Below are 14,755 nucleotides of genomic sequence, written 5' to 3'. Positions count from 1 at the left end.
AAATCCTACCCCCGCAACCAAGCCTTTGCCAAAATCCTGCATCCCTCCGGCAGCGCCAATGGCAGTGCGTTCGACGTGCATGTCGCGCGAAAGGCCGGCCATCCACAATCATTCTACCTGCCGGACACAAGTCTCTTGCGCGACGGGGCAAAGGCGCTCATCGAAACGGGATCGGGGCCATTACTTCGTAGGCACGTCCCGGCTGAGAGACCTCCCGCGCTCCCGCTTACAGCAGGAGCGCGTCCCATGCGGTTCTCGGCCAGTTCTCCGGAAAATCAGTGCGCATGCCGCCAGTCGCCGGATTGGGGCCTGCCCTTTGAGTCCTCGTGCTCCCACCATTTCCTCCCAGACATGCGATCGACCGGACCCGAGCCGTGTTCGATGCAACCTCCCCAAGGAGCGTTCATGACAGAAGACGATGTGCTGGTCGGCACGGCCCATGTGCCCGAAGGTGTCGAACTGAGGCTGGTGCAGCACGGCGACGGCTTCACCATCCTGCTTGAAGACAATGAACTGATGAGCACCGAGGCGAGCCATTCGGAAGAAGCCCTGGCAACGATGACCTGCGCCCGGCTTGGCGACCGCGAGGCGGTGCACATGCTGGTGGGTGGTTATGGCATGGGCTATACGCTGCGCGCCGCCCTGCGCGCCCTGGGTGACGATGCGAGCGTCGTCGTGGCGGAGATCGTGCCCGAGATCATCGAATGGGCGCTGGGTCCCATGCGCCATATCACAGCGGGCTGCCTCGACGACCACCGCGTGATGCTGGTGAAGGAAGACCTCGCCATGCTGATCGACGCGGCGCGCGAGGGCTACGATGCGATCCTGCTCGATGTCGACAACGGGCCCGAAGGACTGACCCGCAGGCAGAACGATCTGCTTTATTCGAAGTCGGGCCTGGAAAGGACCATGCAGGCGCTGACCCCCGGAGGGATCGCCGCCATCTGGTCGGCATGGCCCGATCCGGCTTTCACCGCGCTGCTCGAGGATGTCGGGTTCGAGGTCTCGGTGGTCATGGTGACGTCCGAGCCCGATGGCAAAGGCCACCAGCATGTCATCTGGTTTGCCCGCAAATGCGAAAAGGCACTGGCGACCGTGGCCCGCGACGCAGATGCTGGCGATCGGGTTCTCGATCTTTGCCGTGAATGACGGCGCCAGTCTGCCTGTCGCGGTCGGCCCGACCTGCGACATTGGTCGGGTAAGGGGGCTTGAGGCTTTGAGTACGCTGCGAATTACGGTAAATGCGGTGACTTGAGACAACGGAACGGCGCTGGTAGTAAAGCTTATGTCGAATTGTGACCTTTGCGTCGTTCGTAACCGGGCGATTTGCGCATCACTCGACGCGAAGGAGCTTGTAGCTCTCAATGCGATCGGTCGTACACGCACGATCACGCCCGGTGAATCGCTGATCTGGGAAGGCGAGGATTCGGTCCTCGTCGCCAATGTCATCGAGGGCGTGCTCAAGCTTTCGACCAATACTGAAGACGGACGGGAACAGATCGTTGGCGTCGTCTATCCGTCGGACTTCATCGGCAGGCCCTTCGGCGGGACATCGGGACATGGCGTCACCGCTTTGACGGATGCGAAGGTCTGCGTGTTCTCGCGACGGGATTTCGACGCATTCGCGCGTGAGCATCCGGAACTGGAGCACAAGCTGCTCGAACGAACGTTGGGCGAGCTCGATCGCACACGGCGCTGGATGCTGCTGCTGGGGCGCAAGTCCGCTTCGGAAAAGATGGCCAGCTTCCTGATCGAGATGGCAGAGCGTCTCAACGGGTCGGGCTGCCGCATCGATTTCGACAAGCCCAACCAGAGGCATCTTACCCTGCCGTTCTCGCGCCAGCAGATCGCAGACGTCCTGGGGCTTACGATCGAGACGGTCAGCCGCCAGTTCACCCGGCTCAGGAACGAAGGCGTGATCGACCTGCCTTCGCGCCGCGACGTGACCATTCTCGATTACGACGCGCTCGTCGCCGAAGCCGGCTGACACCGCGTCAGGCTAGCGCCTCGCGCAGTGTTTCCGGCATGCTTTCGTAATGCCTGCGTTCCTGCTTGGGAGCGAGATCGAAAGCATTCACGTAGTGTTCGAAGCGGTCGCGGACCGTGTCGCTCTCCAGCCCGAACGCCGACAGGTCATAGCGATGGCGCTGCCAGCGATGCTGGCTGCGCGCCTTGCGGACATAGCGGCGCATGCGGGGCAGGGCCGGGGCGATCTCCATGCCGAGAAAGCGGTAGATTCGTTCCATGACGGCTTCCCAGTCTGAGTCCATTTCGCGGTAATGAACGTCGATCCGCTGGCTCGGGTGGATGCGGCTGCGCGCGGCCTGCATCCGGTCGATCTGCAGGCCGGTCTTCTCGAGCCACTGCTTGCCGATCCAGTGGGGATCGGCTTCATCGCTGTGAATGGTCATTTGGTTCCACACGAGCGAGCAACTGCTGCCAACGACGCGTCCGGGATCGCGATGGATGAAGATCAGCCGCGCCTTGGGGAAGACCTGCATGAGCGCGGGAAGATCGAGCATGTGCTGCGGAGTCTTGAGCACCCACGGCTTGCGCGAACGGCCGCCGCGCGCCCAGCGCACCAGCCGCAGCAACCGGGCGACATGCTGGTAGGCAGGCGTTGCATCTTCGCCTTCGGTCCAGCGCGCGTAGCTGGGCACGCGCCATTGCGCTTCGTGCTTCATGCCCCACGCGGACGCGACCAGCAGTCCCAGTTCCTCTTCCGGCTCGTAGGGACCGGTGGGATGAATGACGGCCGTGCGCGGATTGAGATGGTGCACGGTCTTGAGCAGGAGACCCGCCTGCCGCGGGCGCCTGTCCTTGCGCCCGGGGCGATAGCCGGGCCGGGGCACGGGGCAGACGGTTTCGAAGAAGCGCAGGTGTTCGAACCGTTCGTCGGCCGCAAGCAGGCGATGCAGCCGCGTCGTGCCCGATCGCATCGGTCCGACGACGATCACCGGCGGAACGAGCGGTTCGGACAGGATTTCGCGCTCGCTCTTGAACCATTGCTGCGCCCAGAGACGCTCGCGCATGACCTTGAGGAATTGCCCCGTCGCCGCGAAGTGCCCGATCGGGTTGAGTGCGGCTTCCGCCTTCAGTGCTTCCACGAGGACTTCCAGAGGTTCAAGGAACCAGGGATCGCCGAAATCGTCGAGCCCGGTCTGCGCGCGCGCGATCGAACAGAGCTCCTGCACGTCCAGTTTGACTTGCGGCATGATGGAGCAGGCATCGAGGCCGGTCAGGAAGCGGTTGGCGACGCCCACGAGCGGTGAGCGGGTCGGTAGCGAGAATTCTCCGGTCATGATCGCAATAAGTGCATGTCGGGAAGAATTGTTCACCGCGACGGGAATCTTTCTGACAGGCATGTTGCTTGCAACAAGGCAGAGGGCGTAGTGTTGAAAGGAAATGGGTTCCTTTCAACACGGGTCAGGCCGACAGTCCGGTCGTTTGAACGATAAGTCCACGCATCCCGGCCTGCGCGAACGACTGGTCAATCGTCGCGGCTCGATCCTGTACATAAAGAATGCTGTCGCATCGACGGCTTCGTTCTTGTTCGACCTCCTGCTTATCTCATTGATGATTGAGCGATGGGGCTGGAACAAGCTGCTGGCCGTGTGCGTCGGTTTCATCCTTGCCAATGCGCTGCATTACCTGCTGGCCCGCGCGTGGATCTTTCGCGGCAGTCTGCGCGGCATCGCCAGCGGCTACATCTATTTCCTTGGCAATTCCCTGCTCGGGCTGGGGATCATCCTGGCCCTGTTCGCCTTCCTGGCAGATGGACTGGGCGTGCCGTACCTGATCGCCCGGGTCATCGCTTCGCTGTGCGCCGGGACCATCGTCTTCATTCTCAACGCGACGCTCAACTTCCGGCAGCTCTGACGAAAAAGGGGAGCTGCAAACGGCTCCCCTTCGCGTTGTCGGGAGAAGACCGGGTCAGAAGCGGTAGGATACGCCCGCGCTCAGCACCCAGGGATCGAGCTTGTGCCGGGTCTTGAGCGCCAGCGTGTCGCCTTCGTAGAAAGAGGCGGTCGGGCGCATCCAGTACTTCTTGGCATCGAGCGAAAGGCCGAAGCCCTGGTCGCCCAGTGCGATGTCGACGCCGGCCTGCGCGGCCACGCCGAGCTTGTTCGACATCTTGACCCTGTCGATCCCCAGCGCCGCCGCAGTTGCCCCCGGCTTCTCGTCGAAGACGAGGAACAGCGCCGGACCTGCGCCCAGGTAAGGCTTGATCGGGCCACCGGTGTCGAGGTGTGCCTTGGCGGTCAGCGTCGCGGGCAGGATCAGAACATGGTCGACCAGTTCCGTACCGGCCAGATCGCCGGTGCCGTTGACGTGGTGCTGGGTGAAGCAGCAGATCGTCTCGACCGAGAAGGTCTTGTTGAAGAAGTACTCCAGCGCGAGCGTGGGCACGACGTTGTCGTTCGCCCTGGTCTGCGGATTGCCGAGCGCGGCGACGGCGCCGCCCAGCGTCGTGGTGGTGTCGACGGACTTCACGCTGTCGATCTTGCCATCCGGCAGGACGGCGGTGCCGAGGACCTTGACCTGGAAGTGACCGTCAGGGCTGCCGGCCATGGCCGGAGCCGAGAAAGCGGTGGCTGCGGCCAGTGCGGCCATCATCGTCAGTTTGCGCATATTGCCTGTCTTTCGTCGCCGCCGGGACCGCCCCTTGCGGTCCCCCTATTGCCAGCGGCTGCAGGGACAGCCTTTCCTCGATCTCGCGCCAGCTTGATTTGATTCCGCGCAAATTTCCTTGGATTTCCGTTATTTTTGCCATGCGGACCCGATTTTGATTCCGGTCAATGCCGGATCGATTCCCAGCCTCCAAGGGGGCAGACAGGTTCAGCAACAATCTCGAAAGAGAAGGTATATGGTAACGGTCCTTGCGCGGGCAGGCGTTTGGCTTGTCGTGCTATTCCTTGCCGTGATCGCAGCTGCTTTGGCGGCTGACGGCGGGTTTGCAATTCACATGGCGATCGTCGCGCTCGCGGCCTTCGTCTGCCTCTGGTTCACCTTGCGCAACACGGACTATGCCGCCGTCTCACGCGGTATCTTCCGGATGCCGGTGGATGAGGGCCGGTACGACGACGACCCGATCCGCTGGGGCGTCATCGCCACGGTGTTCTGGGGCATGGCGGGCTTCGCCGCGGGGCTGTTCATCGCCCTGCAGCTCACCTGGCCGGTCCTCAACTTCGAGCCTTTCCTCAATTTCGGGCGCCTGCGGCCGCTGCATACCTCGGCGGTGATCTTCGCGTTCGGCGGCAATGCCCTGATCGCGACGAGCTTCTACGTCGTGCAGCGCACCTGCCGGGCGCGGCTTGCCTTTCCCGGCCTCGCCCGCTTCGTGTTCTGGGGCTACCAGCTGTTCATCGTGCTGGCCGCGACCGGGTACCTGCTCGGCATTACCGAGAGCAAGGAATACGCCGAACCGGAATGGTACGTCGACTGGTGGTTGACGATCGTCTGGGTCGCCTATCTCGCGGTCTTCGTCGGCACGATCATCAAGCGCAGCGAACCGCACATCTACGTTGCCAACTGGTTCTACCTCGCCTTCATCATCACCGTGGCCATGCTGCATGTCGTCAACAACCTCGACATGCCGGTCAGCCTGCTCGGGTCGAAGAGCTACCCGCTCTTCGCCGGCGTGCAGGGCGCGCTGGTGCAGTGGTGGTACGGGCACAACGCGGTCGGCTTCTTCCTGACCGCCGGCTTCCTGGCGATGATGTACTACTTCGTGCCCAAGCAGGCCGAGCGCCCGGTCTATTCGTATCGGCTCTCGATCATCCATTTCTGGTCGCTGATCTTTCTCTACATCTGGGCGGGGCCGCACCACCTGCACTATACCGCGCTGCCCGACTGGGCGCAGACGCTGGGCATGGTCTTCTCGGTCATGCTGTGGATGCCGAGCTGGGGCGGCATGATCAACGGCCTGATGACGCTCAACGGTGCCTGGGACAAGGTGCGCACCGACCCGATCATCCGCATGATGGTCATGGCGCTCGCCTTCTACGGCATGAGCACGTTCGAAGGTCCGATGATGAGCGTGAAGAGCGTCAATTCGCTCTCGCACTACACCGACTGGACCATCGGCCACGTTCACTCGGGCGCGCTGGGCTGGAACGGCATGATCACGTTCGCCTGCGTCTATTATCTGGTGCCGCGCCTGTGGGGACGCGAGCGGCTCTACAGCCTGCGCATGGTGAACTGGCACTTCTGGCTCGCGACCATCGGCATCGTCTTCTACGCCGCCAGCATGTGGGTGGCGGGGATCACCCAGGGCCTGATGTGGCGTGAATACGGGCCCGACGGCTACCTCGTGAACTCGTTCGCCGACACCGTCGCCGCCCTGCATCCGATGTTCATCATGCGCGCCTTCGGCGGCCTGCTCTACCTCGCCGGCGCGGTGGTCATGGTGGTCAACGTCTGGGCGACCATCCTGGGCAAGCTGCGCCGGGAAGCGCCGATGCGCGATGCCGCCTACGACCCGGTCGCCGACCGTCCGATCCTGGCTCCTGCCGAATAAGCGTGACGAACAGGGAACAACGACAATGACTTCCATGACCGAACGCCACAAGACGCTCGAAAAGAACGTCACGCTTCTGGGCATCGCCGCGCTGGGCGCCGTCGTGATCGGCGGCGTGGTCGAGATCGCCCCGCTGTTCTGGATCGACAACACGATCGAGAAGGTGGAGGGCATGCGCCCCTACACCCCGCTCGAGCAGGCCGGGCGCGACATCTACGTGCGCGAGGGTTGCTACGTCTGCCACAGCCAGATGATCCGTCCCTTCCGCGACGAGGTGGAGCGCTACGGGCACTACAGCCTTGCCGCGGAATCGATGTACGACCACCCGTTCCAGTGGGGCTCCAAGCGCACCGGGCCGGACCTTGCCCGCGTCGGCAAGCGATACTCGGACGACTGGCATGTCCAGCACCTGAAGAACCCGCAGTCGGTGGTGCCGGAATCGGTGATGCCGCAATACGGCTTCCTGGCGGACAACGACCTCGACGTGCCGGACATCTCCGCAAACCTCACGGCGTTGCGGCGGGTGGGCGTGCCCTATACCGACCGGGACGTGAAGATGGCGCTGGCCGACCTCATGGCCCAGGCCGATCCGGAAGCGGACGCGGGCGACCTTGAGGAGCGTTACCCCAAGGCACAGGTCCGCGACTTCGACGGCAACCCTTCGCGCCTGACCGAAATGGACGCGCTGGTCGCCTACCTCCAGATGCTCGGAACGCTGGTCGATGTCGACGGCGCTGCGGCGCAGGAGGAACTGGCTTCGGAGCGCGGCCGATGAGCACGCACTCCACATACGACATGCTGCGGCACATCGCCGACAGCTGGGGCCTGCTGGCGATGCTGCTGGTCTTCCTGGTGCTGGTCGCCTGGCCTTTCCGGCCCGGCCAGCGCGTGAAGAACGACCATGCCGCCAACATGATCTTCAAGGACGAGAACGATGGCTGAGAAGCGTCTCGACGAAGCGACCAACACCGAAACCGTCGGCCACGAGTGGGACGGGATCGAGGAACTCAACACCCCGCTGCCGCGCTGGTGGCTCTGGACCTTCTACGCGACCATCGTCTTCGCGATCGGATACTGCGTGGCCTATCCGGCCTGGCCGATGATCTCGGGCGCGACCGAGGGCGTGCTGGGCTGGTCGAGCCGCGGTCAGCTCCAGAACGAACTGGATGCGCAGCAGGCGGCGCGGGCCAGGACGGTGGCCGCGCTGGCGGACATGCCGATCGAGCAGTTGCCCGACCATCCCGAACTGATGCGCGCGGCGATCGCCGGCGGATCGGCGGCCTTCAAGGTCAACTGCGTCCAGTGCCACGGCGCGGGCGCGGCCGGTTCCAAGGGTTATCCCAACCTCAACGACGACGACTGGCTGTGGGGCGGCGACCTCAAGACCATCGAGACCACGCTGATCCACGGCGTTCGCCAGCCCGGCGACGATCAGACCCGGCAGTCGATGATGCCCAACTTCGGCGCGGACGGCCTGCTGACGCCGGAACAGGTCGGCCAGATTGCCGACTATGTCCTGACGCTCTCGGGCAAGGCCAGGGCCAGTGCATCCTCGCAGCAGGGCGCGCAGATCTTCGCCGACAATTGCGCGGTGTGCCACGGCGCCGCGGGCAAGGGCAGCCGCCAGTTCGGCGCGCCGAACCTGTCGGATGCGATCTGGCTCGACGGTGGCCGGCGCGAGGACATCGTCGCGCAGGTCACCCGCCCGCACCACGGCGTGATGCCGGCCTGGGGCAATCGCCTCGATCCGGTGACGATCAAGATGCTGGCCGCCTACGTCCACTCGCTGGGTGGCGGCGAAGACTTCGCCGAGACCCCGGCCCCTCCCGACACGCAACCGACAGAGGCTGAATAAGCCGCCTGCCGCTCTGCCCCCAAGCGGACTGGAACGATGAACAAGCCCGACCCGATCAAGACGCAGGACCGCCCCGTTTCGCTCTATGCGAAGCGGGAGCCGGTCTTCAACCGGCGCATCGACGGCAAGTTCCGTCGCCTCAAGTGGGCGATCATGGTGATCTGCCTCGCGATTTACTGGGGCACGCCGTGGCTGCGCTGGGACCGCGGCCCCTATGCGCCCGATCAGGCGGTGCTGGTCGATCTGGCCCATCGCCGCTTCTACATGTTCGGCATCGAGATCTGGCCGCACGAGTTCTACTTCGTGGCGGGCCTGCTGATCATGGCCGGCATCGGCCTGTTCCTCGTGACCAGTGCGGTGGGCCGCGCGTGGTGCGGCTATGCCTGCCCGCAGACGGTCTGGACCGACCTGTTCCAGCATGTCGACCGCTTCTTCGACGGCGACCGCAATGCCCGCTTCCGGCTCTACAAGGCCCCTTGGGGACCGGCCAAGATCGCCCGTCGCCTCGCCAAGTGGACGGTCTATCTCGCGATCAGTTTTGCCACCGGCGGCGCCTGGATCTTCTATTTCGCCGATGCCCCTACGCTGCAGCAGGCGTTCTGGACCGGCACCGCCGACCCGGTTGCCTACGCCACGGTGGCGGTGCTGACGGCGACCACGTTCGTGCTCGGCGGCTTCATGCGCGAGCAGGTCTGCGTCTACATGTGCCCCTGGCCGCGTATCCAGACTGCCATGCTCGACGAGAAATCCCTGATCGTCACCTACAAGGACTGGCGCGGTGAACCGCGCGGCAGCGTCAAGAAGGCCGGGAAGAATCCCGGCAAGTTCGGCGACTGCATCGACTGCAACCAGTGCGTCGCGGTCTGCCCGACCGGCATCGACATCCGCGAAGGGCCGCAGATCGGCTGCATCACCTGTGCCCTGTGCATCGATGCCTGCGACCGGGTGATGGGCGAGACGGGCCGCCCGCGCGGCCTGATCGACTATGCCACGCTGGAGGATGCCGAGCGCGAGAAGGCGGGGCAGCCGCCCACGCGCCACCTCAAGCTGATTTGGCGTCCACGCACGATCCTCTATTTCGCGGTCTGGGCGGGGATCGGCCTCTCGCTGCTGTTCCTGCTGGGCACCCGCGTGCACACCGACCTGACCGTCGCCAAGGACCGCAACCCGCCCTACATCCTGTTGAGCGACGGTTCGGTCCGCAATGCCTACACCCTGCGCCTGCGCAACATGCAGGGCCGCCCGCGCAAGATGGAGATTTCCATCGAGGGCCTGCCCGGTGCGAAGATCTGGAGCGACGACGTCGGCATGGACGGGGCCGGCACCAAGTTGACGCGCACCGTACCCGCAGACGAGACGCAAAGCCTGCGCGCCTATCTGGTGGTGCCTGCCGGCACCCCCTCGCAGGAGTTCACTTTCCACTTGCAGGCCCTTGGCGAAGCGCGCGAACAGGATCGCGCCGAGGCCCAGTTCGATGCCCCGGGAGAGCAATGATGAGCCGCACTGTCCGCCCCTTTACCGGCAAGCACATGACCGCGATCCTCGTCGCAGGCTTTGGCGTTGTCGTGGCCGTCAATTTCACGATGGCCGGGCTTGCCAGCTCGACATTCGGAGGCATCGTCGTCGAGAATTCCTACGTCGCCAGCCAGCATTTCAACCGTTGGCTCGATGAAGCGAAAGCGGAAAAGGCACTGGGCTGGACGCTGCATGCCGATCGCCGTGCCGACGGCCGGGTGCTTGCCGTTCTTGGCGATGTGCCGGACTATCCCACGGTGACCGCCGTGGCCCGTCACCCGCTCGGCCACAAGCCGGACATGACGCTGCATTTCGAGCGCGATGGCGGTGGCGAGTGGGTCAGTCGCGAAGTGCTGCCCGACGATCGCTGGACCCTGCGCTTCGCGGTCGAGGCAGGGGGGCAAACCTGGCGCACCGAGCAGGCGATCCGATGAACGCGCCGGTTCCCGACCTCACCGCGCAAGGCGCTGCTGCACAGCCCTGCATCGACAGCCGTTTCACCGTGCCCGGCATGCGCTGCGCGGGTTGCATCGGCAAGGTCGAGCGCGGCCTTGCCGCCGTGCCCGGCGTTGCCGCCGCACGCGTCAACTTCTCCGCCAAGCGCGTCGCGGTCAGCCACGATCCCGCGTTGACCGGCGACGATATCCTCGAGGAACTGCGCAAGCTGGGTTTCGAGGCCGAACGCGCCGCCGAGAATCCGCTGGGCCGCGATGACGCTGAAACCCGGCGCCTGCTGCGGGCCCTGGCGGTGGCCGGCTTCGGCATGATGAACATCATGCTGCTGTCGGTCAGCGTCTGGGCCGGGGCCGGAGGCGAGACGCGCGAGCTGTTCCACCTGCTCTCGGCGCTGATCGCCATTCCCGTCATCGCCTATGCCGGTCGGCCCTTCTTTGCCTCGGCGCTGATGGCCTTGCGCTATCGCCGCACCAACATGGACGTGCCGATTTCGATCGGGGTCCTGCTGGCAACGGGGATGAGCCTGTACGAGACCCTGACCGGCGGCATTCACGCCTATTTCGACGGCGCGGTCATGCTGCTGTTCTTCCTGCTCGCAGGCCGTGTGCTCGATGCGATGATGCGCAGCCGCGCGCGTTCGGGAATTGCCGCGCTGCTCGGTCGCATGGGGCGCGGGGCGCACGTGCTCGAAACGGACGGTTCCACCCGCTATGTCGAGGCGGACCGTCTGGCCCCCGGCATGGTCATGCTGGTTGCCGCCGGAGAGGCGCTGGCCGCCGATGGCGAGATCTTGGAAGGGCGCACCACGGTCGATTCCTCGATGCTCACCGGCGAGAGCGATCCGCGTCCGGTGGGCGTCGGCGAGACGATCCATGCCGGGATGATCAACCTCGGCAATCCGGTCCGTGTCCGGGTAACCGCGGCGGCGCAGGATACCGCGATTGCCGATATCGCCCGCCTCATGGACGAGGCCGGTCAGTCGCGTTCGCGCTATGTGCGCATCGCCGACAAGGCGGCGCGCTACTACGCTCCAGCGGTGCACAGCCTCGCGTTCCTGAGCTTCTGCGGCTGGATGCTCGCGGGGGCGGGCGTCTACCAGTCGCTGTTGATCGCGGTGGCGGTGCTGATCATCACATGCCCATGTGCACTGGGCCTCGCGGTGCCGGCGGCCCAGGTCGTGGCGGCAAGTACGCTGATGAAGCGCGGGCTGCTGATCAAGGACGGGTCCGCGCTCGAACGTCTCGCCGAAGTGGATGAAGCGCTGTTCGACAAGACCGGCACGCTGACCCTTGGCGAGCCGCGCCCCGTCGACCTCACCGAGCTCGATGCCCGGCAGCGCGGTCTCGCGCTCGCGCTCGCGCAGGCGAGCCGCCATCCGCTCAGCCGCGGCCTGGCAAGCGCGCTGCGCGGTGCCGGCGTCGAACCGGCCACGCTCGATGACGTCAGCGAGACGGCGGGGCATGGCATGAACGGGCACTGCGCGGGCGAACCGGTGGCGCTGCTGCGTCCGGAAGTGGAAGCGGGCGGGCTCGCCGTCGACCTGCTCGTCGGGGATGTGCGCAAGCGCATCGCCTTTGCCGATCCGCTCCGCCCCGACGTGCGCGAGACGCTGGAACAGCTCGGTGAACAGGGCATCGTTTCGGCCATCGCCTCGGGCGACCGTCAGGCGGCAGTGGCGCAGGTCGCGCGCGAGCTCGGGCTTTTCGCCACCGCCGCGATGCGCCCGGCCGACAAGCTGGCGCTGCTGGAGCGCAAGGCGGGGCAGGGCCACAAGGTTCTGATGATCGGCGACGGCCTCAACGATGGCCCGGCGCTTGCCGGTGCCCATGTCTCCATCGCTCCGGGCGGGGCGAGCGACGTCAGCCAACAGGCTGCCGATGCCGTCTTCGTCGGCGACAGGCTCATGCCGGTATCGCTGGCGATCCGCGTGGCGCGTGCGACGATGCGGGTGGTGCGCCAGAACTTTGCGCTGGCGGCCATCTACAATCTCTTTGCGGTGCCGCTGGCGATCTTCGGCTTCGTGACGCCGCTCCTCGCCGCGATCGCGATGTCGGCCAGTTCGCTGATCGTCGTCGGCAATTCGCTGCGGCTGGCACGAGCTGCGGGGAGGCCGGCGGCGTGACCATTCTCGGCTTTCTGATCCCGCTGGCCCTGCTCATGGGCCTCGTCGGCCTCGGCGCCTTTTTCTGGGCGATGAAGAGCGGGCAGTTCGAGGATCTCGACGGTGCGGCCAATCGCATCCTGATAGATGAGGACGGCGACGATCCAGATGGGGACCGCAATTCGTGAAGCGCCAGCTTGCCCTGTTTGCCGCGCTGGCGCTGTTGCCGGCCATGATCGGCCCGCTCGAGGCCGAGGCGCGTGCGTTCGTTGCCCCGTTGTGCAGCGGCGGCGCGGTCTCGATTCCGGTGGCGCCCGATGGTCCTCCGGGACCGGTGCAGGGACCTTGCTGCGCGAAAGGGTGCCACAGCGGATCTTCGCGCAAGCGGCTTGATCGAACGCAATGACGAAGGGCGCCATTGCGGCGAATGTCCCGGGCATGTGGACATATCTGCCAGACCTGCTCGCGATTCCCGTACCGCGCTACACCAGCTTCCCGACGGCGGCCGAGTTCGATGACCGCGTCGGCGCGGCCGATCTCCTGCGCGTGCTGGAGGGTGAGACCGGCGAAGTCTCGCTCTACGTGCACATTCCGTTTTGCGAGAAGATCTGCTGGTACTGCGGCTGCAACACCAGCGTCGCCAACCGGCGCGACCGGGTGTCGAGCTACCTCGATGCGCTCCACCGCGAGATCACGCTCGTCTCCGAACACCTGCCCAATGCCGCGAAGGTAACGCGCATCGCCTTTGGCGGGGGCAGCCCCAACGGCATCCCGCCGATCGATTTCGTCCGGCTGGTCGATGCGTTGACCCTGCAGTTCGCCGCTTCGCGCCCGGTCATCTCGATCGAACTCGACCCGCGCACGATGGGCCCGGACTGGGCGGCGGTGATCGGGGCGGTGCAGATCGAGCGCGCCAGCCTTGGCGTCCAGACCTTTGCGCCCGCGTTGCAGGAGGCCATCGGCCGCGTGCAGCCGGTGCAGATGATCGAGGGCACCACGGCGATGCTGCGCGCCGCGGGGGTAGGATCGCTCAATTACGACCTCATGTACGGTCTGCCCGGCCAGACCATGGCCGACCTTGAGGATTCGCTGCGGCGGAGCGTCACGCTCGGCGCGGACCGCATTGCCCTGTTCGGATACGCCCATGTCCCGCACCTGATCGCGCGCCAGCGCAAGATCGACGACAGCGCGCTGCCCGATGCCGAGACGCGTTTTCGCATGGCGGCGTTCGGCTACGAGTATCTCCTGAGTGAAGGCTATGTGCCGATCGGATTCGATCACTTCGCCTTGCCCGGCGACACGCTCGCCCGTGCTGCCCTGACCGGGAAGTTGCGGCGCAATTTCCAGGGCTTCACCGAGGATCGGGCGCCGGTCCTGATCGGGCTGGGTGCCTCGTCGATCAGCAGCTTCCCGGAACTTCTCGTCCAGAACGAGAAGAACACCGGCCGCTATCGCATGATGCTTTCGCAGGATCGCCTGACCGCCAATCGCGGGATCGTGCGCGGTGCCGACGATCGCCGTCGCGGCGCCGTGATCGAGGGCCTGCTGTGCCAGGGCCGTGCCCATGTCGATCCCGACTTGCGGCGCGAGGCGTTCCCGCTGCTGGAGCCCTACCTCGCGGCGGGGCTGTGCGAATCCGATGGCGACGACCTGGTGATCCGGTCGGGCGGCCTGCCCTATGCGCGGTCCATCGCAGCGCGCTTCGACCCCTACCGCAAGGATTCGCTGCGGCGGTTCAGTTCGGCGGTCTAGCGGGCGGCGGCGCTGTGCGTCAGACGCGGGTGTCGAATTCCACGCCGAACAGGTTCCCGTCGGTCCAGCGGACAAGGCCCCAGAGTTCGCGGCCGTCCTCGAGTTGGGCGCGCACGACGGAATTGGGCGCCGGCGGTGCACCTGCGGCAGCCGCGCTGAGACCGCGCGAGGAAATGTCGCGCACGATCACGTCGATGGTCTGGCCACTGGCATCGTAAAGCGTGAACCGCGTGCACTGGTTGCGGCGGCGTTCACGCAGAATTGGTGTCGGCTTGAAGCGGCTGGTGTCCATGCTCCGCGTCATAAGCCGGGGATGGTTAAGGGATTGTACCTGAGAGATGCCGTGCGAATGCCGCTCGGCCACCTTCGGTGCGCTTTTTTGAACGGCGATTTCAATATTGACCTTGGTCAATGTCGGGCGGCTCGACCTGCGACAGTAAGGACGTGCCGGTCTCGCACCGCTTCCCTTCGGGAAAGGTGCGAACCGCTTCTCCCCAACTTCGGGGGGGCCCCCCCCCCCCCCGGGGGGCCCCTCTTTTTTTTTTACCCGGGAAGG

General features: G+C 65.4%; 16 protein-coding genes. 13 read left to right on the top strand and 3 right to left on the bottom strand.

From position 1 onward, the window contains the following. Positions 1-405: 405 nt before the first annotated feature. Complete coding sequence (locus SPHV1_RS22920) at positions 406-1,149, top strand: spermidine synthase (RefSeq protein ID WP_231634828.1); 744 nt, start codon at positions 406-408, stop codon at positions 1,147-1,149. 136 nt (positions 1,150-1,285) lie between these two features. Continuing rightward, positions 1,286-1,987: a Crp/Fnr family transcriptional regulator gene (locus SPHV1_RS22915; RefSeq protein ID WP_054948316.1), complete on the top strand. Its 702-nt coding sequence runs from the start codon at positions 1,286-1,288 to the stop codon at positions 1,985-1,987. A 7-nt stretch (positions 1,988-1,994) separates the two neighbouring features. On the opposite strand, the gene SPHV1_RS22910 is transcribed toward SPHV1_RS22915, so the two are convergent. Continuing rightward, positions 1,995-3,302 (bottom strand): sulfotransferase, encoded by a 1,308-nt coding sequence (locus tag SPHV1_RS22910; RefSeq protein ID WP_231634827.1) that lies wholly within the window; start codon positions 3,300-3,302, stop codon positions 1,995-1,997. A gap of 145 nt (positions 3,303-3,447) precedes the next feature. Here SPHV1_RS22910 and SPHV1_RS22905 point away from each other — a divergent pair, with 145 nt between their 5' ends. Further along, positions 3,448-3,879, top strand: a complete 432-nt coding sequence (locus SPHV1_RS22905; RefSeq protein ID WP_231634826.1) for a GtrA family protein — start codon at positions 3,448-3,450, stop codon at positions 3,877-3,879. Between the two features lie 54 nt (positions 3,880-3,933). Here SPHV1_RS22905 and SPHV1_RS22900 read toward each other — a convergent pair whose 3' ends face one another. After that, a complete protein-coding gene (locus SPHV1_RS22900; protein WP_054948313.1) occupies positions 3,934-4,632 on the bottom strand; it encodes an OmpW family protein in 699 nt (232 codons plus the stop codon). A 235-nt stretch (positions 4,633-4,867) separates the two neighbouring features. Here SPHV1_RS22900 and ccoN point away from each other — a divergent pair, with 235 nt between their 5' ends. From ccoN to SPHV1_RS22850, 10 genes are read left to right on the top strand one after another with little or no spacing between them, the layout of a single operon-like run. After that, positions 4,868-6,520: a cytochrome-c oxidase, cbb3-type subunit I gene (ccoN, locus tag SPHV1_RS22895; protein WP_054948312.1), complete on the top strand. Its 1,653-nt coding sequence runs from the start codon at positions 4,868-4,870 to the stop codon at positions 6,518-6,520. A 25-nt stretch (positions 6,521-6,545) separates the two neighbouring features. Further along, the gene (ccoO, locus tag SPHV1_RS22890) at positions 6,546-7,295 is read left to right on the top strand and encodes a cytochrome-c oxidase, cbb3-type subunit II (protein WP_054948311.1); all 750 of its coding nucleotides are present in this window, start codon (positions 6,546-6,548) and stop codon (positions 7,293-7,295) included. Beyond that, positions 7,292-7,462, top strand: a complete 171-nt coding sequence (locus SPHV1_RS22885; RefSeq protein WP_054948310.1) for a cbb3-type cytochrome c oxidase subunit 3 — start codon at positions 7,292-7,294, stop codon at positions 7,460-7,462. Before ccoO ends, SPHV1_RS22885 begins: the two co-directional genes overlap by 4 nt. Then, positions 7,455-8,375, top strand: a complete 921-nt coding sequence (gene ccoP, locus SPHV1_RS22880; RefSeq protein WP_054948309.1) for a cytochrome-c oxidase, cbb3-type subunit III — start codon at positions 7,455-7,457, stop codon at positions 8,373-8,375. Before SPHV1_RS22885 ends, ccoP begins: the two co-directional genes overlap by 8 nt. Before the next feature lie 36 nt (positions 8,376-8,411). Further along, positions 8,412-9,869, top strand: a complete 1,458-nt coding sequence (gene ccoG / locus SPHV1_RS22875) for a cytochrome c oxidase accessory protein CcoG (RefSeq protein ID WP_054948308.1) — start codon at positions 8,412-8,414, stop codon at positions 9,867-9,869. Continuing rightward, a complete protein-coding gene (locus tag SPHV1_RS22870; RefSeq protein WP_054948307.1) occupies positions 9,866-10,324 on the top strand; it encodes a FixH family protein in 459 nt (152 codons plus the stop codon). Before ccoG ends, SPHV1_RS22870 begins: the two co-directional genes overlap by 4 nt. Further along, positions 10,321-12,468: a heavy metal translocating P-type ATPase gene (locus SPHV1_RS22865; protein ID WP_054948306.1), complete on the top strand. Its 2,148-nt coding sequence runs from the start codon at positions 10,321-10,323 to the stop codon at positions 12,466-12,468. Before SPHV1_RS22870 ends, SPHV1_RS22865 begins: the two co-directional genes overlap by 4 nt. Continuing rightward, entirely contained in the window at positions 12,465-12,635 is a 171-nt protein-coding gene (gene ccoS, locus SPHV1_RS22860; RefSeq protein WP_054948305.1) for a cbb3-type cytochrome oxidase assembly protein CcoS, read from the top strand. Before SPHV1_RS22865 ends, ccoS begins: the two co-directional genes overlap by 4 nt. Continuing rightward, positions 12,632-12,853: a hypothetical protein gene (locus SPHV1_RS22855; protein ID WP_054948304.1), complete on the top strand. Its 222-nt coding sequence runs from the start codon at positions 12,632-12,634 to the stop codon at positions 12,851-12,853. Before ccoS ends, SPHV1_RS22855 begins: the two co-directional genes overlap by 4 nt. Before the next feature lie 32 nt (positions 12,854-12,885). Further along, positions 12,886-14,199, top strand: coding sequence for a radical SAM protein (locus SPHV1_RS22850; protein WP_054948319.1), 1,314 nt, complete (start codon positions 12,886-12,888; stop codon positions 14,197-14,199). 19 nt (positions 14,200-14,218) lie between these two features. Here SPHV1_RS22850 and SPHV1_RS22845 read toward each other — a convergent pair whose 3' ends face one another. Beyond that, positions 14,219-14,491: a PilZ domain-containing protein gene (locus SPHV1_RS22845; RefSeq protein WP_054948318.1), complete on the bottom strand. Its 273-nt coding sequence runs from the start codon at positions 14,489-14,491 to the stop codon at positions 14,219-14,221. Positions 14,492-14,755 lie beyond the last annotated feature (264 nt).

Origin of the sequence: Novosphingobium sp. KN65.2 (assembly GCF_001368935.1) — a bacterium.
GTDB classification, from domain to species: Bacteria; Pseudomonadota; Alphaproteobacteria; order Sphingomonadales; family Sphingomonadaceae; genus Novosphingobium; species Novosphingobium mathurense.
This window is presented reverse-complemented; position numbering and strand designations above follow the sequence as displayed.